Here is a 26,153-nt window from a genome sequence, read left to right as displayed (position 1 = left end):
TCGGCGGGAGCAGCCAGGAAAACAAAGAAGCCCCCGCAGAGCGGAGGCTTCTCGTTCACTGTCTCAACACAGTGTGCGCCCGAAGGGACTCGAACCCCTAACCTTCTGATCCGTAGTCAGATGCTCTATCCATTGAGCTACGGGCGCATGTCCCGGAATCTCTCCCGGGCCGTCGTCAAGCATAGCCCGCTCTCGCGCAAAGAGCGAATCGAGCGCGGAGTGGCTAATCGATCACCGGCGCGACCGCGGAATCCACGGCCTCGTCGCGCTCGACCGCCTGGCGCTGAGCATTGCGCCGCTGCGAGCGCAGGCGCGGCAGATCGACCATCCGCAGGGCCTGCATGCGGGCCGTGCGCATGCGCTCGTAGTCGGGCTCGAGATCGGGCCGCGCCGCCTCGATCCGCAGCGTGCGATCGATGTTTCCGGCCACCTCGCCCCACGCGGCCTCGCGCGCGTCGGCGATGAGCTTGCGCAGCTCGGCCTCGTCGGCGGCGCGCTCGCGCAGCTCCTTCGCGATCCGCAGCGACTGCTTCCGCCGTCGCCGCAGGTTCGACACATCACGGCTGCGATAGTCGTGCGTTCCGCTCGAATCGCTGTAGCGGCCGCTCGCCGCCTTGCGTTCACGGTGGGTGCGTTCGGCGTCGGCCTCGGCCTCCTCGGCGAGCGAGATCAGCGCGTCACGCGCGTCGTCGAGGAAACGATCGGCCTCGAAGTCGCGCCCATCGGCGAGGATGTCGACGAGAATGGCGTTCTTGAGCGCGAGGCGGGTCGCCGCGGAGGCGATGTACAAACCTTCGGCGACGATCTCCGAGCTCTTGGTACGCGCTTGACGGGTGGCCAACGCTGCCCCTCCTCACCTCACCCCAATCCTACGGGGCGCGCGTGTCAGCCGAGCTTGGCGACGACCGCCGCGATCCGCCGCGCGCGCGTCTCGGGCGCCTTCGCGGACTCGATGTTCACGACGTGCGCCTTGCGCGCACTCGGCGACAGCGCGGCGAACGCCTCACTCGCCCCGGCATCCGTCAGGGCGGTGGCGAGATCGGCCGGCACCTCGACCTCGCGCGGCGCGTCGTCGAGCTCGATGTCGACGACGATCCGGTCGCCTCCCGCAAGCCCGCTCTCGCGCCGTCGCTCCGCTGAGAAGGGGATGAGGGCGAGACCCCGCATCGACCCCACCGTGCTGCGGAAAGCGAACCCGTTGACCGTGACCGAGACCGCCGGGCGACGGCCGCCGCCGAGGGCATCCAGCACCGAGAACGGCACCTCGATGCCGGTGTTGTTGCCGAACTGGGACAGCGTGGTCTCGAATCGCACGCTCCTCCATACCACCGCCCGATAAGGGCGCACAAGGCCTGTGAGCCGTGAGATCGCTGACCGTAGCCTCGCGTCACGGCCTGGGCATTACTCCCCATCGATATCGACGACTCACACAAGATCGGACGCCCCGGGCTCCGTCAGAGGCAAACCGATCTGCCACTGTCACCGAACAACCGCAGCACCGCGACATCCGTCGCCCAATGGGAGGGAACCCTCATGCGTACATCACCGAACCGCCTCGTGGCAATCATCTTCGGCGCCGTCTACATCCTCGTCGGCCTCCTCGGCTTCACCGTGACCGCGGGCGTCGACTTCATCGCCACCGAGGGTGGTCTGCTGCTCGGCATCTTCGAGGTCAACCCGCTGCACAACATCGCGCACCTCCTGATCGGTGCCGCGCTGCTCATCGGCGGCCTCTCGGGCGTCCGCGCCGCGAAGGGCGTCAACGTCACCGTCGGAGCGGCCTACCTGCTGCTCGGCATCGTCGGCTTCTTCATCCAGGACAGCGCTGCGAACGTGCTCGCCCTGAACACCGCCGACCACTTCCTCCACCTCGCCAGCGCCCTCGTGCTGCTGGGTGTCGGCCTCGGCACCGACCGCGCCGTCGACAACCGTCGCCACGCCGTCGCCTGATGAACACCGCCGCGCTCACCCGCTCCTGGCCCACGCTCGCCGCGTGGGGGGCTGGCCTGCTTCAGCTCGGCGTGGGCGCGGGCATGATCACGCAGGGCACCGGCGTCGCTGACCGCGGCGTCGGTGTCCTCGCGGCCGTCGTCGGGGCGGCCGCTCTCGGTTGGGGCGTCGCCGCCCTGACCCGCGGCCGCCTCGTCGCTCCCCGCGTCGCGATGGCCATCGCCGTCGTCGGCACGGTCGTATCGGGGCTCGCTCTCGCAGCGGACCCGATGCGGATCAGCGTGCACGCCGTCGGCGTGACCGCGCTTCTCCATGTGTCGTACGGCGTGGCCGCGGCGGCCGTCGTGCGCCGGGCGCGCTCTGCGTCCGCCGGCACCTCCCCCGCCGACGCCCCCGTCGCCCCGCGGACGAGCGTCATCGGACTCGTCGCAGGCTGCGTCATCGTCGCCGGGCTCGTCACGCCTGCGCTGGGCGCGACGGAAGCCGGCCGGGCCGCCCCGAGCCACTCCGACCACCCGCTCTTCTCCACCGAGCACAGCCACTGATCCAGCCGCCGCTCGGCGGCTCGGACAGCTCGGATCCGGTCAGATCGCGCTGATGCGCCAGGAGGCCTCGACCGTGTCGGCCGGCTCGATGAAGACGAGCCCCGCGTCGTAGTCGTACCGTGAGGCGTTGAAGGCATCCGGCGCGCACGTCATGGGTTCGACGGCCAGACCCGCGCGGTGCCCCGGCTGAGCCGGCCCGCCGGGGAGGTCTGCGGTGTGAACCTGGACCCACGGGCACACGGCATCCCACGAGATCGCGACACCGGTTCCCGACGGGTCGGTCACCCGTACGGCGGCGATGCCGTCCTCGGCACGTGAGAGCGCCGTGAACGCGTGGTCGATCTCGACGGGGCCCAGCGTCCGCGGCTGGCGGAAGTCGAACTCGGCGACATCCGTGACGTCGGCCAGCCCGACCGGCGAGAGCCGATCGGGGGTGACCTCGAGCACGCGGTCGGCAGGCAGCTCGAGCGTCCACTCGTCCAGCGGCGCGGATCCGGCGACGAGATACGGGTGCGGGCCGGTGCCGAAGGGCGCGGCATCCGCGCTCTCGTTCGTCGCACGCACTGTCTGCGTCAGGCCGTCGGCCCCGAGCCGGTAGGTCGTCTCGATGCGCACGGTCCACGGGTAGGCGGTCTGCGCGACGATCGTGGCGCCGAGCGTCACGTGGTCGCCCCCGACGACCATGGGCTCGAAGTCGAGCCACGCCACCAGGCCGTGCAGCGCGTGGTGGCGCTCGGGCTCGGTGAGGGCGAGGCGGTAGCGCGTGCCCGCCACCTCGTACTCACCGTCGACGACGCGGTTGGGCCACGGTGCGAGCGTCGCACCGCGGTATCCCGGGCGCACCTCGTCCTCGCCGTAGGGCACGACGAGGTCGCGTCCGGCGACCTGGAAGGAGCGCAACGACGCCCCCACGCTCGCCACGATCGCCTCGGCGTCGCCGAATCGCAGCACGTACGACGTTCCGGATGCCGCCACGGGCGCCCCCTCTCGGTTCTGGTCCTCGGAGCTCACAGTCCGCGGGCCAGGCGGTAGTAGGCCTGGTTCCAGCGGAGCTCCTTCTGGAATCCTCGCACCGTCGTGTCCTCGTCGATGACCACGAGCTCCGTGCCGGCGATCTCGGCGAAGTCGCGGAACACCTCGATACCGACGGCCGTCGTCATGACGGTGTGGTGGGCGGCACCGGCGGCGAGCCAGCACGCGGCCGACGTGGCGAAGTCGGGGGCCGGCTTCCAGATCGCCCGGCCCACGGGCAGCTTCGGCAGGTCGGGAGCCTCGACGTTCTCGACCACGTTCGCCGTCAGGCGGAAGCGGTCGCGCATGTCGCTCATCGCGACCACGAGGGCGGGACCCGGGTCGGCGGTGAAGACGAGGCGCACCGGGTCGTCCTTGCCGCCGATGCCCAGCGGGTGGATCTCCAGACGCGGCTTGGCGGTCGTCAGCGACGGCGACACTTCGAGCATGTGCGCCCCGAGGATGCGCTCCGAACCGGGAACGAGGTCGTAGGTGTAGTCCTCCATGAGGCTCGCCCCGCCGGGCAGGCCCGAACCCATGACGTTGGCGACGCGCACGAGGATCGCGGTCTTCCAGTCGCCCTCGGCGCCGAAGCCGTACCCCTCGGCCATGAGGCGCTGGACGGCGAGCCCGGGAAGCTGCTTGAGCGCGCCGAGGTCTTCGAACGACGTCGTGAAGGCGCCGAACCCGCCCGCCTCGAGGAACGAACGCAGCCCGATCTCGATCGCCGCGCCGTCGCGCAGCGACTGGTGACGCTCGGCCCCGGGAAGAAGTTCCTCGGCGACGTCGTACTGCGCGAGGTACACCTCGACGAGCGCGTCGATGTCGGCGTCGGAGGCCGCGGCGACGGCATCCGCCAGCTCGTTCACGCCCCACGTGTTGACCTGGACGCCGAACTGCAGCTCGGCCTCGGTCTTGTCGCCCTCCGTGACGGCGACGTAGCGCATGTTGTCGCCGAAGCGCGCGAGCTTGAGCGTACGGGCGGCCTGCCAGCCGGCCGCGGCTCGCTGCCAGTCCTCGATCTGGCGCGTGACCTCGGGGTTCGAGACGTGGCCGACGACGGTCTTGCGCGAGACGCCGAGGCGGGTCTGGATGTAGCCGAACTCGCGGTCGCCGTGAGCGGCCTGGTTGAGGTTCATGAAGTCGAAGTCGATGTCGGCCCAGGGCAGCTCGACGTTGGCCTGCGTGTGCAGGTGCAGCAGCGGCTTGCGAAGAGCGTCGAGGCCCGTGATCCACATCTTGGCCGGGCTGAAGGTGTGCATCCACGCGATGACGCCGATCACCGAGTCGTCGGCGTTGGCGTCGAGCGCAAGTCGGCGAATCGACTCGGAGTCCTTGAGCACCGGCTTCCATTCGACGCGCACCGGCAGCCCGGCGAGGCCGTCGACGACCTGCTGCGACTGCTCGGCGACCTGGCGCAGGGTTTCCTCGCCGTAGAGGTTCTGGCTGCCCGTCACGAACCAGACGGTGTACTGCTCGAGAGAGGTGGAGAGGGTCATTGTTCTTCTTCCGGTGATGTCGGACGGGTCAGGAGAGGGCGGCGACGGCGGCGCGCTCGACGGCGAGCCCCGCGTCGTAACGGTCGAGATAGGCGGCGAAGCCGGCGGAATCCGCCTCGTCGGGCTCGGCGACGTCGATCGACGCCGACGCGAACACGCGCTCGCGGAGATAGGCGTCGAGATCGAGACCGTCGCCGTGGACGAGGTAGTCGGCGAGGACGGCGATGCCCCAGGCCCCGCCTTCGGAGGCGGTGTCGCCGACCGCGACCGGGGCGCCGAGGGCGGCGGCGAGGAATCGCTGGGCGACCCCGGCGGTGCGGAACATGCCGCCATGGGCGAACATCCGGTCGAGCTGCACCCCCTCGCGGTCGAGCACGCGCATGCCGAGCGCGAGCGTGCCGAACACGCCGTAGAGCTGCGCCCGGATCGCGTTGGCGAGCGTGAACCGGCTGTCGGGGGCGCGCACGAAGAGCGGACGGCCCTCCTCGGTGCCGGCGATCGGCTCGCCCGCGAGGTGGTTGTACGCCAGCAGGCCGCCGGCATCCGCGTCTCCCGACAGCGCTTCACGGAACAGCGTGTCGTACACGGCGTCCGCGTCGAGCGCCGATCCCGACACTGCGGCGAATCGCTCGAACATCCCCACCCAGGCCGCGAGCTCGCTTGCTCCGTTGTTGCAGTGGACCATCGCGACGAGATCGCCCGCGGGCGTCGTGACCACGTCGATCTCGTGATGCGTGGACTGCAGCGGCCGCTCGAGCACGACCATCGCGAAGATGCTCGTGCCGGCGCTGACGTTGCCGGTGCGGGGCGCGACAGCCTCGGTGGCGACCATGCCGGTGCCCGCATCGCCCTCGGGCGGGCAGAACGGGATGCCGGGCCGCAGCACGCCGGACGGATCGAGCAGCGCGGCACCAGCCGCGGTCAGCGAGCCGGCGGCCTGACCCGCCACGCGGACCTCGGGCAGCAGAGCACGGAGGTTCGCGGGGAGTCGCCCGGCGCTGTGCGCGTCGAACAGGTCGACGCGGCGCTGGTCGTAGTCGCGCGTCTCCGGGTCGATCGGGAACATCCCCGATGCATCACCGACTCCGAGAACCTTCTCGCCGGTCAGGCTGGCGTGCACGTACCCGGCGAGGGTGGTCACGTGACGGATGTCGGCGACGTGCGCCTCGCCGTCGAGCACCGCCTGGTGCAGGTGGGCGACCGACCACCGCAGCGGGATGTTGATGCCGAGCAGCTCGGTGAGCTCGGCCGCGGCCGGGCCCGTGCTCGTGTTGCGCCACGTGCGGAACGGCACGAGCAGCTCGTCGTCGGCGTCGAACGCGAGGTAGCCGTGCATCATGGCCGAGACGCCGATGGCACCGAAGGTCGCGGGCACGACGCCGTACTCCGACTCGACCGCGGCCTCCAGGTCGGCGTAGGCCCCCTGGAGACCCGACCAGACGTCGTCGAGGGAATACGTCCAGCGCCGCTCTTCGAAGCGGTTCTCCCACGCGTGCGAACCGGTCGCGAGCACCTGCGTGGGGTCCGAGCCGATGAGGCACGCCTTGATGCGCGTCGAACCGAACTCGATGCCCAGGCTCGTGCGACCGGCGAGGATGTCGTCGCGCTCTGCCGATCGGTCGCGCGTGGCGGTGTGGGTCACGGATGCCTCCATTGGTCGTGCCGCGGTGGGATCATGTTACCGGTAACACAGCGTCGACGCGAGTATCGGCGGGGACGGATCGACGAACCTCAGACCCGGCGAGTCGAGTCGCGCACCACGAGCCGGGGCGGTTCCGGACCGGCCGGGGCGTCAGCGCCCAGCAGGATGCGCACGCACCGCCGCGCCTCCCCCGCGATGTCGAGACGCACCGTGGTGAGGGCGGGCCGGTAGAACGCGGCGTCGGGATGGTCGTCGAAACCGACCACGCTGACGTCCGCGGGCACATCCACCCCGAGGCGGGCCAGCCCGGAGATGAGGCCGAGCGCCATCTGATCGTTCGCGACGACGATCGCGGTCGGCCCGGCTGCCTCGCCGACGGCGGCGGCGATGCGGGAAGCGATGGCTGCACCCGAGCCGGCGGACCAGTCGCCGCGCCATCGACCCGCGAGCTGCAGTCCCCGGCGCGCGAGCGCAGACTCGGCACCGGTGTCGCGCGCGACGGCCTCGAGCCAGGCAGCGGGGCCCGACAGCTGAGCGATGCGGCGGTGCCCGGCGTCCAGCAGGTGATCGACGGCGAGCGCCGCTCCCTCGGCGCCGCGGTCGCCGCCCCCGCTCGCTCGCTCCCCCGCGGCATCCACTCGTGCATGCAGCGGCACGACGGGAACTCCGAGGGATGCCGCAGCAAGAGTCTCGAGGGCGGCGGTATGCGGCGCCACGACGACGATCCCGTCCACCCCCTGGGCGAGCAGGTGATCGGCGGCAGCGGTCACGCTCCCTGCGTCGGAGCCGTCGGCGTAGGCCGTGGCGATCCACTGGCCCGCCGCGCGCGCGGCACGTTCGAGGGCGCCGATGCCCGCCGCGGGGCCGTAGAGGTCGGTGTCGGAGGCGATCACCCCGATCGTGCGCGTCGTCGCGGTCCCGAGGGCACGGGCCGCGTTGTTGACGCGGTAGCCGAGCTCGGCCATCGCTGTGATCACGCGCTCCCGCGTCTCGGGCCGGATGTGGGGGTGGTCGTTGATGACACGCGAGACCGTCTGCGTCGACACCCCCGCGGCGGCGGCGACATCCCGCACGCCCACTCGCGCCCGCCCGGACATCGCTTCGCTCACTGCGCCAGGCTAGCGGGCACGCCGAAGGGCGGCACCGGCCGAAGCCGCGTGCCGCCCTTCGAGACCTCTCGGTCGGACCGGATCCGGTGGATCAGCGGTCGCCGAGGATGCCGCCGACGAGGTCGTCGACGTCGGAGGTCACATCCGAGGTGATGCCGCCGACGAGGTTGTCGACGGTGCTGCCGATTCCGCTCGTGACGTCGCCCGTGCTGACCTCGCCGGTGCTGACGTCGCCGGTGCCGACGTCCGTGCCGTTGCCGAGGTCGGTGTCGGTCTGGTTGCCGTTGCCGACCTCGTTGCCGTTACCGGTCTCGTTGCCGTTGCCGGTCTCGTTGCCCGAGACGATGGGGGCGTCGACCGGGGCGTCCACGGCGGTGTCGTTGCCCGAGGCGATCGGGGTGTCGTTGCCCGAAAGAAGCGCGCCGTTGCCGACGTCGCTGATCAGCGGGCCGTTGACGAGGCCGCCCTCGAGCCCGAGATTGCCGACGTTCGCGTTCTCGCCCACGCCGTTGCCGTTGGCCTCGAGGACGCCGTCGATCCACGTCGACAGCGCATCGAACGACGATGCGACATCCGTGGTGGTGGTGGTCGTGTCGGTGGTGGACGAGTCGACTGCGGTGGTGTCGTCAGCCGACGCGGGCAGGGCGAATCCGGCGGTGGCGATCGCGGCGGCACCCAGGCCCGCCGTGCCGAAGATTGCTGCTCGCTTCAGGTTCGTACGCATGTCTCTTCCTTCCGTCACGTGCGCTGGATTGCGGCACGTGGGGCTATCCGGGACGACCCCCGGATGCGGATTGGACACCTCGAGCGAAAACCGCGCATCCGCCCCCGTTCGGGCCGCCTGCGATCCGCGCCCTCATGCGGATCGCGGCGGTTTCCTGGCAGTCGCCTGAGAGCGGTCGATCCGGCTCAGGCTTTGACCGGGCGCCCGCGCTTGGGCTTGTCGGTCGACAGCTCGATCGCCATGGCGCGTCCCGGATGCTGCGCGAGGCGATGCTCGGCGTGGTCGAGCCACCGCACCTCGGCCTCGGCCGCGAAGACCATGGAATCGACCACGAGCGACCAGGCGAGCTCCTCGGGGCCCTCGGGGTTCGCGCCGGCGTACTCGGAAGTGCGGAGCTCCTGCAGCCGCGCGAGCGAGGAGCGACGCTGCGCCGCGATCACCTCGCCGACGTCGACTCCGGGGAGGGTCGCCGCGACCGCGAGCTTGATCGCGAGCTCATCCCGTGTGCCCGCCGGCCGTTCGACGGGCGAGCCCAACCATGACGCGACCTCGGCGCGACCGTCATCCGTGATCTGCCAGTAGACGTGGCCCTGCCCATCGACCGCCCCCTTCTCGACGAGCCCGTCCCGCTCGAGCCGGTCGAGGGTGTTGTAGATCTGGCCGACGTTCAGCGGCCACGTCGACCCGGTCCGACGGTCGAACTCCACCCGCAGCTGATAGCCGTAGCAGGGGCCTTGATCGAGGATCGCCAGGAGGCTGAGTCGAACCGACACGATCGTCCTTTCGCATACCGGGTATGTAGTTTGCGAGTCTATGCATACCGGGTATCGAACGACCTACCGGCGCGGCCCCACCACGATCAGGCTGCTGAGGATGCCGAGCCCGACGCCCACCGCGGTGTCGACGACGCGCTCTGCCGCGAGCTCCGCACCGCCCGCGCCCGCCGCACTCAGGATGAGCAGCACGAGCGGCGTGATGAAGACGAGCGCGAGCGCGTAATGACGCACGACGACGAGCTCGATGACGAACTGCAGTGCGCCGAGCACGATGCCGAGCACGACGCCGCCGAGCGGCACGACGCTGATCGCGAGGAACACCGCCGCCCCCGCCGCGGTGCCGAGCGCCCGGTGGATGCCGCGCGACAGCGCGACGCGGCGACTCGCGCTGACTCCGAGGACGGCGATCCCCGCCCCGACGATCCAATAGGCGCGCTCGGGATCGACGAGCAGCGCGATCACCGTGCCGACGACCGCGACCGCCGCCGTGCGCGTGACGAGTGTCCGCGTCGTCGCCCCACCCCAGGCGGCGGGGAAGAGAGAGCGCAGCGCGCGAGGCTGCGTGCCGCGGTGCGCGCGCCGTACGAGAGGGGCCGCCGTGACCAGCCACCCGAACAGGAGCGACGTCGCGAGGATACCGAGGTACAGCGCCGGGTTCACCGCGTGCGATGACTGCGGCGCGGTGACGTGGGCCGACAGTCCGTAGATGAGCACGGCGAACAGCGGGCCCGGCGGCCCCACCGAGCGCCCGAAGACCAGAACGGATGCCGCGACGGCGACCACGATGAGGCCGACGGCCACCGCGACGGGACCGATGGCCGCCGCCGCGACCCCGACCGCCGCGCACGACCACAGCACCGCCGCGACGATCGGGACGAAGCGCAGGCGCTCGAGCGGCGACAGACGCCCACCGTAGAGCGTCGCGAACGCTCCGGTCGCCGCGAGCAGCGCGATGCTCTCGAGCCCCAGCGCCGAGAGCACGATGACCGGCGCCGCCATCGCCAGCGCGGCCTGCAGCCCCAGACGCCAGCGTGGCCCCGGCGACGGCCCGAATCGCGTCAGGCTGCGGCCCAGCTCGCCCGCCTCACGCCGCCACCGGCCGGAACTGTCGGGCGTCGGTTCGGGCGAAAACGGCATTACCCCATTGTCTCGCGAGAACGGCGACGCCCGCGCACCGGCACGTACCCTGGAGGCGGAGAACGACATGAGCGACGATTCCCCCGCATCCCCGCCGCCGGAGACGCCCGCGCCCGGCGCGCGCGAACGAGCCGCCTACATCGAGACGGCGATCCAGCAGGCCATCCGCCGCGGCGACTTCGACGACCTGCCGGGAGCCGGCAAGCCGATCGCCGACCTCGGCCCGCACCATGACCCCGACTGGTGGATCAAACGGAAGATCCGCGAGGAGCAGCTCACCGGCCTCGGTCCGCCGGCGCTGACCCTGCGGATCGAGCACGCCGAGTTCGATGCCCGCGTCGACGCGCTCACCCGCGAGGACGATGTGCGCGAGTACGTCGCCGACTTCAACCGGCGCGTCGTCGAGGCCCGCCGGCAGCTGCAGGGCGGCCCACCGGTGGTGACGCCGACGCGCGACGTCGAGACCGAGGTCGCGGCCTGGCGTCAGCGTCGCGCGGATGCCGCCGCCGCGGCATCCGCCGCTCCCCCGGTCGAGCCTCGACGCCGTCGGCGGCTGTTCCGGCGCTGAGCGGTTCGCCGGCGCCCGGACGTCAGCGCAGCGCCTGCTCCACGTCGGCGAGCAGATCGTCCACCGACTCGATGCCCACCGACAGCCGCACGACCTCGACCGGCACGGCGGCCTCCGTGCCGCGGACCGAGGCGTGGGTCATCGCATCGGGGTAGTTCACGAGCGACTCGACCCCGCCGAGCGACTCGGCGAGCTGGAACAGCCGCGTGGACTCCGCGAAGCGACGCGCCGCCTCGCCGGACTCGAGCGCGAGCGAGAGCATGCCCCCGAAACGGGTCATCTGCGACGCGGCGAGCTCGTGCCCCGGGTGAGAGGCGAGCCCGGGGTAGAACACGCGGGCGACACGCTCGTGCCCCTCGAGGAACGCGGCGATGGCCCCGGCGTTCTCACTGTGACGCTGCATGCGGACATCGAGCGTCTTGATGCCGCGCGTCGTGAGCCAGGCATCCATCGGTCCCGACACCGCACCGGCGGCGTACTGCAGGAAGCCGATCTTCTCGGCGAGCGCGTCGTCATCGAGCACGAGCGCACCGCCGACGACATCCGAGTGTCCGCCGAGGTACTTCGTCGTGGAGTGCACGACGACGTCGGCCCCGAGCTCGAGCGGACGCTGGAGCGCGGGGGTCGCGAAGGTGTTGTCGACGACGACCAGCGATCCGGCCTCGTGTCCGATGGCCGCGAGCCCGGCGATGTCGGTGATCCGCAGCAGCGGGTTCGACGGCGTCTCCACCCACAGCACACGGGGCGCCCGCTCGGCGACCGCGGCCCGCACTGCGGCCAGGTCGCTCATGTCGACGACACGCAGCTCGACCCCCCAGGGCGCCAAGACACGGGCGATGAGGCGATGGGTGCCTCCGTAGACGTCGTTGCCGAGCAGCACCTCGTCGCCGGGCGTCAGCGCGGCACGCAGCAGCACGTCCTCGGCCGCGAGGCCCGACGCGAACGAGAAGCCGTGCGCGCCGCCTTCGAGCGCCGCGAGCTGCACCTGGAGCGCCGTCCGGGTCGGGTTGCCCGAGCGGCCGTACTCGTACCCGCCGCGGAGGCCGCCGATGCCGTCCTGAGCGAAGGTGGTCGAGAAGTGCACCGGCGGGATGACGGCCCCGGTGGTGGGGTCGAACTGCTGGCCGGCGTGGACGGCGAGGCTGGCGAGGCCGCGGGCGGAATCGTGCGTGCTCATGCGTCGCTCCTGGTGTCGTGGGTCGTGCGGGGATCAGGGGTGTCGGTGCCGGGTTCGTCGACGAGGTCGGCGAACCCGTGGGTCCGCATCCAGTCGTCGTCGTAGATCTTCGAGAGGTAACCGCGGCCGTGGTCGGGAAGCACGACCACCACGACGTCGTCGGGTCCGAGGTCGCGCGCCGTCCGCAGAGCGGCGACGACCGCCATGCCCGACGAACCGCCGACCAGCAGCCCCTCTTCGCGCGCCAGGCGTCGGGTCATCGCGAACGATTCCCGGTCGCCGACGCGCTCGTACCGGTCGACCACCGAGGGGTCGAAGGTCTCCGGCCAGAAGTCCTCGCCGACGCCCTCGACGAGGTACCGCCCCACCTCGCCGCTGTAGATGGATCCATCCGGATCGGCGCCGACGATCGTGACCGCGCCGCCGGAGGCTTCGCGCAGGTAACGCCCCGTCCCGGTGATCGTGCCGCCGGTGCCGACCCCAGCGACGAAGTGCGTCACGCGTCCCACCGTGTCACGCCAGATCTCGGGTCCGGTCGTGTCGTAGTGAGCCCGCGGTCCGGCGGCGTTGGCGAACTGGTTCGGCTTGAACGCGCCGGGGATCTCGCGCGCGAGCCGGTCCGAGACGCTGTAGTACGAGTCCGGATGCTCGGGCGGGACGCTCGCGGGGGTCATCACGACCTCGGCGCCGTACGCCTTCAGCACGGCCACCTTCTCGCCGGCGAACTTGTCGGGCACGACGAAGACCATCCGGTAGCCCCGCTGCTGCGCGACGAGGGCGAGTCCGACACCGGTGTTGCCGCTCGTGGGCTCGACGATCGTGCCGCCCGGGCGCAGCAGTCCGTCACGCTCGGCGGCCTCGATGATCCTCGCGGCGATGCGGTCCTTCGCCGAGCTGCCCGGGTTGAAGTACTCGACCTTGGCGAGCACGGTCGCGCGCGTCGAGGCGGCGACGCGGGTCAGGCGGACGAGCGGGGTGTTGCCGACGAGATCGGCGATGTTCTCTGCGTAGCGCACGAGGGTTTCCTCACGGTGTCCGCGCGCTCAGAGGCGCGGGTGCTGTCGGGGTCGTCTGAGGTGAGCGCGGCGGCGCTCAGCGACAACAACGACAGGTCTGCACGCGTCAACCCTAAGCCAGGGCCGCGCCGCTGTCGAGGGCTCCGGCTGTCGGGCTCAGCGCGACGACAGACCGCGGCGTTCGAGCGAGCGGCGCATCGTGTGGCGCCCGTGCAGGCTCGCGGCATCCCGCACCCGGGCGATCGCGGCGCGGAGCCAGCCCCGCGGCTCGCCCTGCGTGCGGTAGTACGCCGTGACGGCGTCCTCGTATGCGGCGATCTCGGCGTCGTCCGGCAGACGGTAGGTCTCGCGGTGACGGACGACCCGCTGCGGCAACCGGGGCTTCACCCCCGCCCGGTCGTGCGGGTCGGGGTGGCCGAGGACGACGCCGAACGCCGGGAAGGCCCCGTCGGGAAGCTCGAGCAGGTCGGCGATCTGCTCGGGATGGTTCCGGACCGCCCCGACGTAGACGGCGCCCAGGCCCAGCGACTCGGCGGCGATCACGGCGTTCTGGGCGGCCAGCGCCGCGTCGATGAAGCCGACGATCGTGCTCTCGATGTACTCCACGGCATCCGACGGTTCCCCCGCGCGATGCGCGAGCTCGCGCGCCCGCGCCCAGTCGGCGACGAAGACGAGAAAGACGCCGCCCCGGCGGATGAAATCCTGGTCGCCCGCGAGTCGAGCGAGCGCATCGCGTCGGTCGGGGTCGCGCACCTCGATCACCGACCACGCCTGCAGGTTCGAGCTCGTCGAGGCCGACTGGGCAGCGGCGATGATCGCGGTCAGCGCCGCATCGTCGATCTCGCCGGGCCCGAATCGCCGCACGGAACGGTGACGGTAGAGCACATCGAGCACATCGTTGTGCGGGAGGCCCTCGGGACCGGGCGGACCGTACCGCCGAGTCCAGCCGTCGTGTGGTTCCGTCGTCACGCGGGGCACGTTACACGGCGTCATCGATCGTCTCCGACGTTCACGGAACATGCGACGGGTCGTCGTGGTTACTAACGTCGTGATCATGTCGCAGCCGAACCTCGACCCGTCCGCGGAGCACCCCTCCCGTCATCTGGGCGGTTCGCTGTCCGCCGATGACTTCAAGACGCTCTTCCGCGGGCACCCCGGCGGTGTCGCCGTCATCACGGCCGACGCCGGCGATGGTCCGGTCGCCCTGACGGCGACGTCGGTCTCCTCGGTGAGCGCCGACCCGCCGCTGCTGGTGTTCTCGGTGTCGGCGCAGTCCTCCGCCTCCGCCGTGCTGTCGACGGCCGAGACCGTCGTGGTGCACCTGCTCGACGCCGACGACCTCGCGCTGGCGAAGCTCGGCGCGACCAGCGGCATCGACCGCTTCGCCGACGCCTCCGCCTGGTCACGGCTGACCACCGGCGAGCCGGTCTACCGCGGCGTCCGCGCCTGGGTCCGCTGCGCCGTCGTCTCTCGCATGGATGCCGGCGGCTCGATCGTCATCGCCGGCCATGCCCTGCAGTCGCACGTCGAGCGCGACGTCGAGCCGGGCGGGCACGGCGATGCGCTGGTCTACCACAACCGCACGTGGCACCGGCTCAGCGAGGGCTCGGCGATCCGCGACTGACGCGGTTCGCCGTCGCCCGGTCAGACCACGCCGATAGTGGCCGCCGGACTCGGCCCCGTCGCGACGGGGCGTCCCGGATCGCGGGACCACTGACTCCACGATCCCGCGAACACGCGCGCCCGGCGGTACCCGGCCACCGCGAACGCCAGCGCGGTGTGGGCTGAAGCGACGCCCGAGCTGCACGTGATGACGACGTCCGTGTCGGGCCCGACTCCGACGGCCGCGAGCGACGTGCGGATCTCGTCCGGGTCGCGGAGAAGACCGTCCGGGCCGATGTGGACGACGGTCGGAAGGTTGCGAGCCCCCGGGATGTGGCCGCTGACGGGGTCGGCCCCCACCGCCTGACCGCGGTAGTGCTGGGGTGCGCGCACATCGAGGAGAACCCCGCGTGCCGGGGCGACAGCCGCTTCGTCGATGCCGGCGAGGCCTCCGCTCCCCTCCGGGAGATCGACGTCACCGGTCGCCGCGGCGCGGTCGCTGTGCTCCAGGCGACGGCCCGATCCGACCCAGGCGCGGAAGCCGCCGTCGAGCACCCGGATGTCGAGGCCGTGGCGACGGAGCAGCCACCACGCACGAGCCGCGGCGACCCCGTCGTTGTCGTCGTACGCGACGAGCCGGTCGCCCGCGTTCACACCCCACCGCCGGGCAGCGGCCTCGAGATCTGCGCGGCTGGGAAGCGGATGCCGTCCCTGTTCCGGAACACCGGGACGAGCGAGCTCGCGCTCGAGATCGACGTACACGGCGCCGGGCAGATGCCCGAGCAGATAGTCGGGTCGTCCTTCGGCACGGTCCAGGCGCCACCGGACGTCCAGCAGACGCACCGGAGCGTCCGCGGCAAGTTCGGCGGCGAGGTCGTCGACACTCACCAGGGGGGACATGACCCCATGCTCGCCACCGCGCGCTCCCATCGTGAACGGGGCCGAAACAGTCGGAAACCGGAGAACACAGAGAGACACACGAGGGCGAGCTCCGGTCACCGCGTGACTCCGGATGACGGCGGAGAAGCGCCGCCGCGGCCGCCCGCCGTACTCTTCCCCCCATGCCCGCTCTCGAGAACCACTCCGAATCCCTCGCCTTCGCGACGCGCCAGCTGCACGCGGGCGCCCGTGGCTTCGACGCGTATGGCTCGCGCGCGACTCCCATCTACCTGACCGCCGGCTTCGAATTCGACGACATCGCCGACGGCGAGGGCCGCTTCGCGGACCCCGCCACCGGGTTCAGCTACACGCGCGTGGGCAACCCGACCGCGGCGGCGGCCGAGCGGCGAATCGCCGACCTCGAGGGCGGCGTGGGAGCCCTGCTCGTCGGCAGCGGCCAGGCGGCGACCTCGACGGCGCTGCTGACGATCCTCGAGTCGGGAGACCACATCGTCGCGGCCTCCGCGATCTACGAGGGTACGCGCGAGCTGCTGCGCTCCGAGTTCGGGCGCCTCGGCATCACAACGGACTTCGTCGACGATCCGCGCGACCCGGCCGCCTGGGAGGCGGCGATCGGCCCGCGCACCCGCGCCCTCGTCGCCGAGACGATCGCGAATCCGCGCGGCGGCGTGCTCGACATCCCGACCGTCGCCGAGGTCGCACACCGGCACGGCATCCCGCTCGTCGTCGACTCGACCCTCGCGACGCCGTACCTGCTGCGCCCGCTCGAGCTCGGGGCCGACATCGTCATCCACTCGGCGTCGAAGTTCCTGTCGGGCCACGGCACGGGTCTGGGCGGCGTCATCGTCGACGGCGGACGCTTCGCCTGGGATGCCGCGCCCGGCCGTTTCCGCCAGATCGCGGCCGAGACCGGACCCGACGGCCGCACGTTCGTCGAACGCTCGGGCGAGCGCGCCTTCCTCGACACCGCGCGCCGCGTCGCGATGCGCTTCGGCCCCTCACCGTCGCCCCTCAACGCCTTCCTGCTGCTGCAGGGCATCGAGACCCTGTCGCTGCGAGTGGAGCGGCAATCGCAGACGGCGGCGACCCTCGCCGCCTGGCTCGAGACCCGCCCGGAGGTCGCCGGCGTCGACTACAGCGGACTCCCCTCGCATCCGGACCACGACCTCGCCGTGCGCCTTCTCCCCGCGGGGCAGGGCGCGCTGTTCTCCTTCACCCTCACCGGCGGGCGGGCAGCTGCGGAGGCCTTCACGCGCAGCGTGCGGCTGTTCACCCCGATGACCCACCTGGGCGATGTGCGGTCGCTCGTGCTGCATCCGGCGACCACGACCCACGCGAGCCGCAGCGACGCCGACCTGGCGCGCATCGGGGTCGGGCCGGGCCTGCTGCGGCTCTCGGTCGGCCTGGAGGACGCCGGCGACCTCATCGCAGACCTCGACCGCGGACTCGATGCCGCCCGAGCCGCGACCGCAGCAGCACCGGAAGCGGTGTCGGCATGACGCGCGCCCAGCACTTCGGCTGGTTCCTCTCGCGCAGGTTCGGTCCCCACGGCTGGGCGCGGCCGTACCAGCGGTGGAACTGGCCGTGGCAGAAGCCCGACCTCTACCAGCACTCGGCCCGTGAGCTCGAGCAGGCGGGGTTCGACTTCGTCCTGATCGAAGACGCGCTCTCGGTCGGGATCACTCCCGAGACGCTGAACCTCCGCGTCCGCAAGGCGTACGGCGGGCCCAAGCACGACCCGTGGACGCTCGCCCCGTACCTGTTCGCCGCGACGCAGCACCTGGGCGTCATCCCCACCGTCAACCCGGCCGCGTGGCCGCCGTACCTCGCCGCTCGCCAGTTCGCGTCGCTGCAGCACCTCAGCGGCAGCAGGCTGGGCCTGAACGTCGTCACGGACGTCGGGTCGGCGCATCATTTCGGCACGGAGCGCCTCGGGCACGACGCTGCCTACGACCGTGCGCAGGAATGGCTCGATGCGCTGCGCCTGCTGTGGCACAGCTGGGACGACGAGGCCCTGATCGCCGATCCCGACACGCAGATCTACGCCGACGGCTCGAAAATCCACGCCGTCCAGCACCGGGGCGAGTACTTCTCGTTCGACGGTCCCCTCAACGCCGAGCCCCTGCCCGCCGGCGACCCGATCGTCGCCTCCCCCGGCGGCTCGCCGCGGGGCATCGGCTTCGCCGGGGCGAACTCCGAGATCCAGCTCGCCCTGTCGAACCTCGACCCCGCGAGCATCCGCGCGTACCGCGGCCGCGTGCGCGAAGCGGCGATCGCCGCGGGGCGGCACGCCGACGCGATCAAGACTCTCTTCGTCGTCAAACCGATCGTCGCGAGCTCGGTCGAGGAGGCGGAGCGCATCGTCGAGGCATCGCGGCATCCCGACGAGGCGACGCTCGTCGAGGTGGCCGAGGCATGGTCGAGCGACCTCGAGACCGACCTCACGTCGCTCGACCTCGACCGCCCGCTCCATCCCGCGATCTTCGGCGATCACGTCTCGAAGGGCACCATTCGGGGGCTGCTCGGGCGGCACTCCGACTTCTCCGAGGCGCCGCTGCGCGACATCCTCGCCGGCAAGGCGCGGCTCGGACGTGTGACCGACGGCGCCGGAGGCACGGTGGGGACCGCGGAGGAGATCGCCGACGTCATCCAGGCGCTCGGCGACGACGCCGACAACGACGGGCTGATCTTCTCGGGCGACTTCCACCCCGTGACGCTCCACCGCGCTCTCGACGAGCTCGTGCCGGTACTGCGACGGCGGGGCATCCTGCGCTCGGAGCACACCGGGCAGGGCCTGCGGGCCGACCTCGACGCGTTCTGACCCCGGCCGGCGCGCTCAGACGTGCGGGTGCGTGCGCTCGAGCTTGGCGCCCTCGACGTCGACATCCGGGAGGATGCGGTCGAGCCACCGGGGCAGCCACCACGCACCGCGCCCGATGAGGTGCATGAGCGCGGGCATGAGCAGCATGCGCACGACGAGCGCGTCGACGAGGATGCCGAAGGCGAGACCGAAGCCCATCGAGCGGATGATCGTCGCCTCGGCGAAGATGAAGCCGCCGAAGACGGACACCATGATGAGCGCGGCCGCGATCACGACCGAACGCCCGGCACGGAAGCCCTGCATGACGGCGAGCCTCGCCTCGGAGCCGTGCACGAACGCCTCGCGCATCCCCGACGCCAGGAACAGCTGATAGTCCATCGCGAGCCCGAACAGGATGCCGACGAGGATCACCGGGAGGAAGTTCAGGATCGGACCGGTCGTGTGCAGACCGATGAGCTCGGCACCCCACCCCCACTGGAAGACCGCGACGACGGCGCCATAGGTCGCGAACAGCGACAGGATGAAGCCTCCGGTCGCGATGAGCGGCACGACGAGCGAGCGGAAGACGACGATCATGATCACGAGCGAGAGCCCGACCACGACCGCGAGGTAGATCGGCAGAATACCGACGAGCCCCTCGGAGATGTCGATGTTGATGGCGGCCTGACCGGCGACACCGAGCGCGTACTCGCCGTCGACCGGTGGCAGTGAGCGCAGGTCACGCACCAGGTCCTCGGTCGCGACGCTGCTCGGCCCATCCGTGGGGATCACCTGGAACGCCGCGATGGTGCCGCTGTCGGAGACCGCGATCGGCGCGACGGCACTGACGTGGTCGCGGTCGGCGATCGCCTCGGCCACAGCGACCTGCGCTCGCAGCCGCCCCGTGTCGTCGAGGCCCTCGGGCAGGCTCGCGGTCACCAGCAGCGGCGAGTTCGCACCGGGGCCGAACGCGTCCTCGGTGAGCTCGAACGCACGCTGGCCGTACGATCCCTCCGGCTCGGACGCTCCGTCGGGCAGGCCCACCCGCATCGACAGCGCCGGAACCGCGAGGGCGAGCAGGAGCCCGACCGACACGACGGCGGTCGTGATGGCGCGCCAGGTCGGCATCGCGCGCGTCGGGGTCGATACCGCGTCGGGCTGGCCTACGCGCGCACGCGCACGACGGACGAGCACGCGCATCCCGAGCAGCCCGAGGAGCGCCGGCAGCAGCGTGATCGCGATCAGCACCGCGATGGCGACGCAGACGGCTCCCGCCGTACCCATGAGACCGAGGAACGGGATGCCGGTGATGTTGAGGGCGAGGAGGGCGACGACGACGGTCGATCCGGCGAACACGACGGCGTTTCCGGCGGTTCCGCCGGCGAGGCCGATCGACTCGTGCAGGTCGATCCCGCGCAGCAGCTGCTTGCGGTGCCGATTGAGCACGAACAGGGCGTAGTCGATGCCGACCGCGAGCCCGAGCATCACGCCGAGCACGGGCGTCACCGAAGCCATCTGCACGACTCCCGACAGTGCGAGCACCCCGAGCACGCCGACGCCCACTCCGACGATGGCGGTGACGAGCGGGAGGGCGGCGGCGATGAGGCTGCCGAGCATGACGAGCAGCACCACGGCGGCGACCGCGACGCCGACGGCCTCGCCGACGCCGAGGATCTTCGGCACGCCCTGGGAGATCTCGGTCGAGAAGCCCACCTCGACGCCGTCGATCGGCGCGGCGGTGAAGTGCTCGACGACGGCGTCCTTCGCATCCTGCGGCAGCTCGAGGCGCGGCAGGGTGAAGGCGACGTTCACGGTCGCGGTCGAGCCGTCCGGCGAGACGAGGGCGATACCGTCGGCGAGGTCGAGCAGGCGCCCGCCGAGGTCGGCGGTCTCGGCCTGCGCCTCGAGCTCGGTCCGCCCGAGGTCGAGGGTCGCCTGCTGCCGCTCCAGCTCGGCGCGGCCCGCGTCGAGCTGAGCCTGCTGAGCGTCGAGCGCGGCGAGCTGCGCGGCCGGAGCACCGGCTGCCTCGAGTTGGGCGCGCGCGGCGTCGAGCTGGGCCTGGCCCGCCTCGAGCTGCGCCGTGCCCTGATCGAGCTGCGCCTGTCCGGCGTCGAGCTGGTCGCGCGCGGAGGAGATCTGCGCTTGACCGTCAGCCAGCTGCTGGGCCTGCGCCGCGCGCTGCGCCTCGGCCTCGAACGGGTCGTTGACGGTCGCGACGTCGGGCAGATCCGTGGCGGAGGCGACGAGGTCGGAGATCGCCGCACGCTGATCGTCGGTGAGCGCGCCGTCCTCAGCGTGGAACACGACGGTGCCCGCCGCTCCGGCGAAGTCGGGCAGCTCCTCGGCGAGCTGGTCGGTGACCTTCGACGAAGCGGTGCCCGGGATGTCGAAGCTCGATGAGAGTCCGCCGAAGCCGAGCGCGAAGGCGCCGCCGGCGATCCCCAGCACGGCGACCCAGGCGACGACGACGAGCCATGCGCGACGCGCGGCTCCCTTGCTCAGGCGGTACAGCAGCTCGGCCATCAGCGACTCCTTCGGAATGCGGACGCCCTTGACGAGACGCAGCGTCTCGTCAACCCTAACCCGGGACCAGCGCGTGGACGATCGCCCGGATGCCGTCCGGCGTCGGAGCCGCGCCCATGAGCACCTGCATCATCATCCAGCCGGCGATCGCGTCGCCGATCTCGACCGCGGCGACCGCGGGATCTCCGTGCGCGACGACCCGCGCCCGGATGCCGCCGTCGGCGCTCAGCCGATCGCGCATCAGCTCGCCGATGGCCGGGTGCTCGGTCGCCGCGGCGACGAGCGAACGCAGCAGCATCCGGCCCTGCGGCGCATCGAGGACCGACCACACCCGCGACATCCACTCCGTGAGATCGCGGCGCAGGTCTCCGGTGTTCCGCACCGCGAGCTGCTGTCGGAAGATCATGCCCTCGAGCAGCGCCTCCGTCAGGATCGCCGCACGCGAGGGCCACCACCGGTAGATCGTCTGTTTGCCGACCGATGCCTGCCGCGCGATGGCCTCGATGGTGAGATTCTCGTAGCCGTTCTGCGCGAGCAGGTCGGCCGCCGCCGTCAGGACCGCGAGGCGGGCCTGTTCGCTCCGCCGCGGACCGGCCCGGTGCTCCTCCATCCCCCCACCGTATCCAGCCGAACGCTACGGTGGAGGCCATGCTCGCCGTGCTGGTCCTGGCCGATCACGACCTGGTGCGCCGCGGCGTGGCCGACCTGATCGACGCGGCCGCGGGCATGCAGGTCGTCGCCGAGGCGGCGACCGCACGTCAGGCGAAGGCTCGCGCCGGGGTGACACGACCGGATGTCGCGATCCTCGGCTATCAGCTGGCAGACGGCACCGGCGCGGCGGTCTGCGCCGCCCTGCGCGCAGCGGATCCGCGCCTGCACTGCATCATCCTCTGCGCCTCGGACGACGACGAGGCGCGTCGCGAGAGCGCATCGGCGGGCGCGTCCGCCTTCCTCCTCGAGGACGTCGCGGCCGGAGAGCTGATCGACGCCGTGCGCCGGGTGGGATCGGGCCATCCGCTGGGCGCGACGCTGCATACGACCGCGTCCTCCGCGCCGTCTCCGGACCCTCTCCCCCGGCGCCAGCGGGAAGTGCTGGCGCTCGTCGCCCGCGGGCTGTCGAATCGCGCGATCGCGGCCGAGCTCGGCATCGCCGAGAAGACGGTCAAGAACCATCTGACAGGCATCATGCGAACGCTCGGCGTCACCAGCCGCACGCAGGCCGCTCTTCGCGCGGCGCAGCCCGCGCACGAATGAGCGAAGGCGCGGACCCCCGGGGGGGATCCGCGCCTTCGGCGGGGCGACTCGGTGTCAGACGAGCCACCGGAAGCGCTGCACGAGAGGCAGCTTCTTCCACATGGCGCCGAGGCCCCAGGTGTCGCCGGCGTGGAGCACGGCGATCACGATCAGCGCGAGCGCGTAGACGATGTGGTAGTCGACGAGGGGGTTGGTAGATGCCGCACCCCAGGCGAACGGCCACTCGGCGAGGTACATCAGGAGCATGACGAGGCTTCCGGCTACCGCTGCGACGCGGAGACCGATGCCCGACATGACGGCGACTCCGATGGCCAGCATGCCCGCCATGAACAGGACGTCGGCGAGCGGGCTCGCCATGCTCTGGAACCAGGGCTGAAGGGGGCCGGTGACGGCGGGGCTGTTGAGGAAGCCCTGCGCCGGGGTGCCGCCGTTGATCCACGCCCGCTCGAACGGCGTCGAGAATCCGAGGCCGAACAGCTTGTCGAGGAACGCCCAGAGGAAGATGAAGCCGGTCGCGTAGCGCAGCGCAGCGAGAGTGCGGCGCCCGGCGAGCGAGGTCACGATCTCGTCCTGGCGGGCGATCGCCTGGGTGCGGGTCCGAGCCTCCGTGCGGGGGATGGCTGCGTGGACCGCGTGCGTGGTCATTTCTGTCTCCTTCGTCGTATGTGGTCTGACCACATAACTATCTCGCATTCGCGATGACTCCACCAGGGACCAAAGTCCCAGTCGAGCTCTGCACCTCCCGCGCGATATCACCGTGCCGAATCGGAGACAATCCCCGCACGCGTCTCCTCCACCGGTGCTTAGGGTCGCGCCAGGAGGAGAAATGACCCACATCGATGAACTCGCCCGGCTGGCACAGGAGAGCGGCACCGTGATCGCGGTGGCGGAATCGCTGACCTCGGGCAACCTCGCCGCCACCATCGGCGCGGCGGAGGGCGCGGGCGACTGGTTCGCCGGCGGCGTCGTGGCCTACCGACTGGAGACGAAGCACCGCGTCCTGGGTCTGGCCGAGGGGATCGACCCCTGCTCCCCGGAATGCGCCGAGCACCTCGCACGCGCGGTCCGCGACCTGACAGGCGCGGATCTGGCGGTGTCGGTGACGGGCGTCGGGGGTCCGGAGCCGCACGACGGCCACGAGCCGGGGACGGTGTACCTCGGGTGGAGCGACGGCGCAGAGACGGGCCACGTCCTGCTCGACCTCGACGGCGAGCCCGAACAGGTCATCGACGACAGCGCGAACGCAGCCGTCGGGTTGCTGATCGATCGGATGCGGCGCTGACCGCACCCGAGCCTCAGGCCCGCGAAAGCGGCGGACGGTGCGCGATGGGAATCGGCTTGGTCGCCAGCGGCGACCCGGTGCGGCGGGACGCGGCGTGTCGGTCGGCGATCGCGCAGGCGGCTTCACCGATCGCGACGAAGGTCTCGGTCCCCGCAGTGCCGCAGAGCCACACCACCTCGAAGACACCGTCCCGGCGCCGTTCGACGTAGGCGACGACGGCATCGGCATCGGAGGACGGGCGCGTGGGATCGCATACCCGCCAGGCATCCTCAGCGATCTCATCCCAGCGCAGTCCCGTGTGGTGCATGGGACGAGCCTGCGTCGACACCGGGTGAAACCCCAGGGCCTTGACAGGGCGCTCAGCGGATGCGTCAGCCGGTTGTCGTCTGGCGGATGCGCTCCATGGTCCGCAGCGTCGCCGCCGTGCGCGCCTGGTCCTCGTCCGGAGCGATCGCGCCGCCCACGAGCTCGACGAAACGCGCGACCTCGCCGTCGAGCGTGTCGACGGCAGCATCCGACGTCCACGCGGACTCCGCACCGTCGAGACCGACCCGTGTCACGCGGCGCGGACTGGCCAGGTGATCGATGAGCAGCGTCGCATCCTCGCCCTGGATCTCGCTCGACCGGAAAGCGGTGGTGATCTTCGAGTAGCCGACGTCGACGACCAGCCCCGGGTATTCGAGCACCGCCAGACCGGCGCCGTCAGCGCCCGTGGCGATCGTCACCGACGACCCGGCCACGCGGGTGGGTTCACCGAACAGGAGGACCGCCGCGTGCACGCCGTAGACACCCAGATCCGCGAGCGCTCCGCCGCCCATGGCGGGATCGAAGATGTTCGGCGTCCCACCCGCGAGCACGGCGTCGTAGCGCGACGACCGTTTGGCGTAGTGGAACGAGGCGCGGCGGAGGGTTCCGAGCGATCCGAGCTGCTCGCGGACGGCCGCGATGCCGGGGTCGTACGCCGTGCGCATCGCCTCGAGCAGGATCACGCCCGCGCGGCGCGACCGGTCGACGAGGTCATCCCACTCCCGGGCTGTGGCGACCGCGGGCTTCTCCACGAGCACGTGCTTGCCCGCCGCGATGGCGGACTCGACCTGCGAGCCGTGGGCGGCGTTCGGCGAACCGATGTAGACCGCGTCGACTTCGGGATCGGCGAGGACGGTATCGAGGCCGGCGATCGCCCGTGCGACACCCAGACGATCGGCGTAGGCCTGCGCCTTCGCCGCATCTCGAGACGACACCGCGACGACCTCGATCCCCCGGGTGCGAGAGGCCGCACCGATGAAGGCGTCGGTGATGACACTCGTGCCGATGGTGGCGATGCGGATCATGTCCCCCAGCCTAGGAGGCCGGAGGACCGCTGCCGGGCCGCGCCTCAGTGACGCCGGGTCGAGCGCAGCGTCTGCACCGCTTCATCGAAGCGGAGCGTCTGACGCAGCTCGACGGCAGCCGAGTACCAGGGCCCGCCGAGGGCTACGAAGACCGCGCCGACGACGTCGATGTAGCCGAGGGTGACCTCTCCCTCTCGCACCTCGTAACGGTCGACGTCGACGAGCTCCCAGCGGACGTCCGCCTCGGTGCTCGGCGCTTCCGGCCGCCGCGACGGCAGCTGACGCAGAGCGCCCGACGTGGCCAGGCGCACCGCGCTGGGCTTGCGGGCGATCGGTGACATATCCAAGACCATGACCACTCCCGTCGCTCTGACACGACTATCGCGGCCCGAGCCGTCTGCACCTACCCGCTTGACAGAAGTTCACGAGGGGTTTACGCGCCATCCCTCCTCTAACTAGTTCGCCTAACTAACCGGAATTAATTAGGCGGACCCCCGCCAGTACCCTCGCGTCCGTGGGAACACTCGTTTACGGCAGTCAAGGACGGACGTTCGACGTAGAAGACCGTCTGCTCGCGCACCTGCGGGTCGTGTTCATGAACAAGCTGCGCCGCAACGAGCCGTTCATGTTCCACCGTTCGACCGACAGCGGGCTGTTCAGCGTGTGGGTGCACCCGGCCGTCCCGATAGTGTTCCTCTTCAGCGGCAGCCGTCCGCCGACGATCAATCGACACTGGGTCGAGGCCCTCCTGCTCGAAGCGGGCGGAGCGAACGGCCTGCGTGTCGTCCCGGAGCCCGCGACCGGCGACGCCTGACCTCAGCGACACTCCTCGTCGACCGCATCCGCGATCGCGTCGAGAAGGGTCGTCAGCTTCGCGGCGGTGTCGTCATCCAGCCCGCGCGCGATGTCGCGCACACGCAGCGTCAGCGGATCGACACCCTCGACGTCTGCGTTGCGATCGGTCGGCACGACGTACTTGCTCCGACCGTCGTCGGGGTTGCGCTCGAACGCCACCAGTCCCCCGTCGCGGAGACGCTTCAGCATGGTCGTCGCCGTCGGCGTCGAGATGCCCAGCGAGGCGGCGATGTCGGTCGGGGTGACGCGCCGGCCGGCATCCGCGCTGTCGTACACCACCCGCATTGCGGCGCGCGCCGTCTCACTGGGACCGCAGTCGCTCTGACGCCGCCGAGCCAGGCTGGCCTCTGCCAGACGGAGCCGTTCGACGGCTCGCGCGACGGATTCGGGCTCGGAAGCACCGGACACCATGAACCTCCCGCAGACGACGATGGTGCGTCCACTGTACGAGC

Annotated in this window: 29 protein-coding genes and 1 tRNA gene; 9 read left to right on the top strand and 21 right to left on the bottom strand. The window is 71.3% G+C overall.

The genetic code is table 11. The features are described 5' to 3' along the window. Window positions 1–74: 74 nt before the first annotated feature. The 3 genes from VC184_RS03155 to VC184_RS03145 all read right to left on the bottom strand — a co-directional run bounded on the left by VC184_RS03155 (window position 75) and on the right by VC184_RS03145 (window position 1,314). A tRNA-Arg gene (locus VC184_RS03155) sits at window positions 75–147 on the bottom strand. Window positions 148–223: 76 nt separating this feature from the next. Continuing rightward, on the bottom strand, window positions 224–841 hold the full coding sequence (locus VC184_RS03150; protein WP_269267287.1) for an asparagine synthase: 618 nt from the start codon (window positions 839–841) through the stop codon (window positions 224–226). 44 nt (window positions 842–885) lie between these two features. Further along, window positions 886–1,314 (bottom strand): YdeI/OmpD-associated family protein, encoded by a 429-nt coding sequence (locus VC184_RS03145; protein WP_112616589.1) that lies wholly within the window; start codon window positions 1,312–1,314, stop codon window positions 886–888. Between the two features lie 219 nt (window positions 1,315–1,533). On the opposite strand from VC184_RS03145, the gene VC184_RS03140 reads away from it, so the two are divergent. Then, complete coding sequence (locus VC184_RS03140; RefSeq protein ID WP_112616587.1) at window positions 1,534–1,950, top strand: DUF4383 domain-containing protein; 417 nt, start codon at window positions 1,534–1,536, stop codon at window positions 1,948–1,950. After that, window positions 1,950–2,495: a hypothetical protein gene (locus VC184_RS03135; RefSeq protein ID WP_274178413.1), complete on the top strand. Its 546-nt coding sequence runs from the start codon at window positions 1,950–1,952 to the stop codon at window positions 2,493–2,495. Before VC184_RS03140 ends, VC184_RS03135 begins: the two co-directional genes overlap by 1 nt. Before the next feature lie 39 nt (window positions 2,496–2,534). Here VC184_RS03135 and VC184_RS03130 read toward each other — a convergent pair whose 3' ends face one another. From VC184_RS03130 to VC184_RS03100, 7 genes are all read right to left on the bottom strand, one after another. Beyond that, window positions 2,535–3,470 carry an aldose 1-epimerase family protein gene (locus tag VC184_RS03130; protein ID WP_282502099.1) on the bottom strand — a complete coding sequence of 312 codons (936 nt, stop codon included), beginning with the start codon at window positions 3,468–3,470 and terminating at the stop codon, window positions 2,535–2,537. 32 nt (window positions 3,471–3,502) lie between these two features. Then, on the bottom strand, window positions 3,503–5,005 hold the full coding sequence (araA, locus tag VC184_RS03125; protein ID WP_112616582.1) for an L-arabinose isomerase: 1,503 nt from the start codon (window positions 5,003–5,005) through the stop codon (window positions 3,503–3,505). A 28-nt stretch (window positions 5,006–5,033) separates the two neighbouring features. Beyond that, entirely contained in the window at window positions 5,034–6,647 is a 1,614-nt protein-coding gene (locus VC184_RS03120) for a xylulokinase (RefSeq protein ID WP_282502098.1), read from the bottom strand. 89 nt (window positions 6,648–6,736) lie between these two features. After that, a complete protein-coding gene (locus tag VC184_RS03115; protein ID WP_323987265.1) occupies window positions 6,737–7,756 on the bottom strand; it encodes a LacI family DNA-binding transcriptional regulator in 1,020 nt (339 codons plus the stop codon). 91 nt (window positions 7,757–7,847) lie between these two features. Further along, window positions 7,848–8,480, bottom strand: coding sequence for a hypothetical protein (locus VC184_RS03110; protein ID WP_282502096.1), 633 nt, complete (start codon window positions 8,478–8,480; stop codon window positions 7,848–7,850). 185 nt (window positions 8,481–8,665) lie between these two features. Further along, window positions 8,666–9,253, bottom strand: coding sequence for a PadR family transcriptional regulator (locus tag VC184_RS03105; RefSeq protein WP_282502095.1), 588 nt, complete (start codon window positions 9,251–9,253; stop codon window positions 8,666–8,668). Between the two features lie 63 nt (window positions 9,254–9,316). Next, window positions 9,317–10,393, bottom strand: a complete 1,077-nt coding sequence (locus VC184_RS03100) for an FUSC family protein (protein ID WP_323987264.1) — start codon at window positions 10,391–10,393, stop codon at window positions 9,317–9,319. A 67-nt stretch (window positions 10,394–10,460) separates the two neighbouring features. Between VC184_RS03100 and VC184_RS03095 the strand changes: the two genes are divergently transcribed. Further along, a complete protein-coding gene (locus tag VC184_RS03095; protein WP_282502093.1) occupies window positions 10,461–10,961 on the top strand; it encodes a DnaJ family domain-containing protein in 501 nt (166 codons plus the stop codon). A gap of 22 nt (window positions 10,962–10,983) precedes the next feature. Here the strand turns inward: VC184_RS03095 and VC184_RS03090 are convergent, their stop codons facing one another. From VC184_RS03090 to VC184_RS03080, 3 genes are all read right to left on the bottom strand, one after another. After that, complete coding sequence (locus VC184_RS03090; RefSeq protein ID WP_269267270.1) at window positions 10,984–12,138, bottom strand: cystathionine gamma-synthase; 1,155 nt, start codon at window positions 12,136–12,138, stop codon at window positions 10,984–10,986. Further along, window positions 12,135–13,154, bottom strand: coding sequence for a pyridoxal-phosphate dependent enzyme (locus tag VC184_RS03085; protein WP_269267269.1), 1,020 nt, complete (start codon window positions 13,152–13,154; stop codon window positions 12,135–12,137). The genes VC184_RS03090 and VC184_RS03085 overlap by 4 nt, the downstream gene beginning before the upstream one ends. Window positions 13,155–13,310: 156 nt before the next feature. After that, entirely contained in the window at window positions 13,311–14,123 is an 813-nt protein-coding gene (locus tag VC184_RS03080; RefSeq protein ID WP_323987263.1) for an NADPH-dependent oxidoreductase, read from the bottom strand. An 85-nt stretch (window positions 14,124–14,208) separates the two neighbouring features. Here VC184_RS03080 and VC184_RS03075 point away from each other — a divergent pair, with 85 nt between their 5' ends. Next, a complete protein-coding gene (locus tag VC184_RS03075) occupies window positions 14,209–14,778 on the top strand; it encodes a flavin reductase family protein (RefSeq protein ID WP_112616979.1) in 570 nt (189 codons plus the stop codon). 20 nt (window positions 14,779–14,798) lie between these two features. Here the strand turns inward: VC184_RS03075 and VC184_RS03070 are convergent, their stop codons facing one another. Further along, the gene (locus VC184_RS03070; RefSeq protein WP_323987262.1) at window positions 14,799–15,656 is read right to left on the bottom strand and encodes a sulfurtransferase; all 858 of its coding nucleotides are present in this window, start codon (window positions 15,654–15,656) and stop codon (window positions 14,799–14,801) included. A gap of 161 nt (window positions 15,657–15,817) precedes the next feature. On the opposite strand from VC184_RS03070, the gene VC184_RS03065 reads away from it, so the two are divergent. Both VC184_RS03065 and VC184_RS03060 read left to right on the top strand, forming a co-directional pair. Next, window positions 15,818–17,155, top strand: a complete 1,338-nt coding sequence (locus VC184_RS03065) for an O-acetylhomoserine aminocarboxypropyltransferase/cysteine synthase family protein (protein ID WP_323987261.1) — start codon at window positions 15,818–15,820, stop codon at window positions 17,153–17,155. Next, on the top strand, window positions 17,152–18,477 hold the full coding sequence (locus tag VC184_RS03060; RefSeq protein ID WP_323987260.1) for an NtaA/DmoA family FMN-dependent monooxygenase: 1,326 nt from the start codon (window positions 17,152–17,154) through the stop codon (window positions 18,475–18,477). The genes VC184_RS03065 and VC184_RS03060 overlap by 4 nt, the downstream gene beginning before the upstream one ends. 15 nt (window positions 18,478–18,492) lie before the next feature. Here VC184_RS03060 and VC184_RS03055 read toward each other — a convergent pair whose 3' ends face one another. Together VC184_RS03055 and VC184_RS03050 are read right to left on the bottom strand one after the other, a co-directional pair. Further along, entirely contained in the window at window positions 18,493–20,979 is a 2,487-nt protein-coding gene (locus VC184_RS03055; protein WP_323987259.1) for an MMPL family transporter, read from the bottom strand. A gap of 55 nt (window positions 20,980–21,034) precedes the next feature. Then, window positions 21,035–21,589, bottom strand: a complete 555-nt coding sequence (locus VC184_RS03050; protein WP_112616556.1) for a TetR/AcrR family transcriptional regulator — start codon at window positions 21,587–21,589, stop codon at window positions 21,035–21,037. A gap of 38 nt (window positions 21,590–21,627) precedes the next feature. Here VC184_RS03050 and VC184_RS03045 point away from each other — a divergent pair, with 38 nt between their 5' ends. Beyond that, complete coding sequence (locus tag VC184_RS03045) at window positions 21,628–22,233, top strand: response regulator transcription factor (protein ID WP_282502084.1); 606 nt, start codon at window positions 21,628–21,630, stop codon at window positions 22,231–22,233. Between the two features lie 54 nt (window positions 22,234–22,287). On the opposite strand, the gene VC184_RS03040 is transcribed toward VC184_RS03045, so the two are convergent. Then, complete coding sequence (locus tag VC184_RS03040) at window positions 22,288–22,878, bottom strand: DoxX family protein (protein ID WP_269267261.1); 591 nt, start codon at window positions 22,876–22,878, stop codon at window positions 22,288–22,290. Between the two features lie 181 nt (window positions 22,879–23,059). Here VC184_RS03040 and VC184_RS03035 point away from each other — a divergent pair, with 181 nt between their 5' ends. After that, on the top strand, window positions 23,060–23,515 hold the full coding sequence (locus VC184_RS03035; protein WP_282502082.1) for a CinA family protein: 456 nt from the start codon (window positions 23,060–23,062) through the stop codon (window positions 23,513–23,515). Window positions 23,516–23,528: 13 nt separating this feature from the next. Here VC184_RS03035 and VC184_RS03030 read toward each other — a convergent pair whose 3' ends face one another. The 3 genes from VC184_RS03030 to VC184_RS03020 all read right to left on the bottom strand — a co-directional run bounded on the left by VC184_RS03030 (window position 23,529) and on the right by VC184_RS03020 (window position 25,187). After that, window positions 23,529–23,822: a hypothetical protein gene (locus VC184_RS03030; RefSeq protein ID WP_112616550.1), complete on the bottom strand. Its 294-nt coding sequence runs from the start codon at window positions 23,820–23,822 to the stop codon at window positions 23,529–23,531. Between the two features lie 64 nt (window positions 23,823–23,886). Continuing rightward, entirely contained in the window at window positions 23,887–24,846 is a 960-nt protein-coding gene (locus tag VC184_RS03025) for a Gfo/Idh/MocA family protein (protein ID WP_323987258.1), read from the bottom strand. A 44-nt stretch (window positions 24,847–24,890) separates the two neighbouring features. Then, window positions 24,891–25,187, bottom strand: a complete 297-nt coding sequence (locus VC184_RS03020) for a hypothetical protein (protein WP_114589261.1) — start codon at window positions 25,185–25,187, stop codon at window positions 24,891–24,893. A gap of 173 nt (window positions 25,188–25,360) precedes the next feature. On the opposite strand from VC184_RS03020, the gene VC184_RS03015 reads away from it, so the two are divergent. Beyond that, window positions 25,361–25,660, top strand: a complete 300-nt coding sequence (locus tag VC184_RS03015) for a DUF7882 family protein (protein ID WP_323987257.1) — start codon at window positions 25,361–25,363, stop codon at window positions 25,658–25,660. 2 nt (window positions 25,661–25,662) lie between these two features. Here the strand turns inward: VC184_RS03015 and VC184_RS03010 are convergent, their stop codons facing one another. Then, entirely contained in the window at window positions 25,663–26,112 is a 450-nt protein-coding gene (locus tag VC184_RS03010; RefSeq protein ID WP_269267256.1) for a MarR family winged helix-turn-helix transcriptional regulator, read from the bottom strand. Window positions 26,113–26,153 lie beyond the last annotated feature (41 nt).

Origin of the sequence: Microbacterium plantarum (genome assembly GCF_035231185.1) — a bacterium.
GTDB lineage: Bacteria > Actinomycetota > Actinomycetes > Actinomycetales > Microbacteriaceae > Microbacterium > Microbacterium plantarum.
The sequence above is the reverse complement of the archived record's forward strand: the minus strand, read 5'-3'. Positions and strand labels throughout refer to the sequence as shown.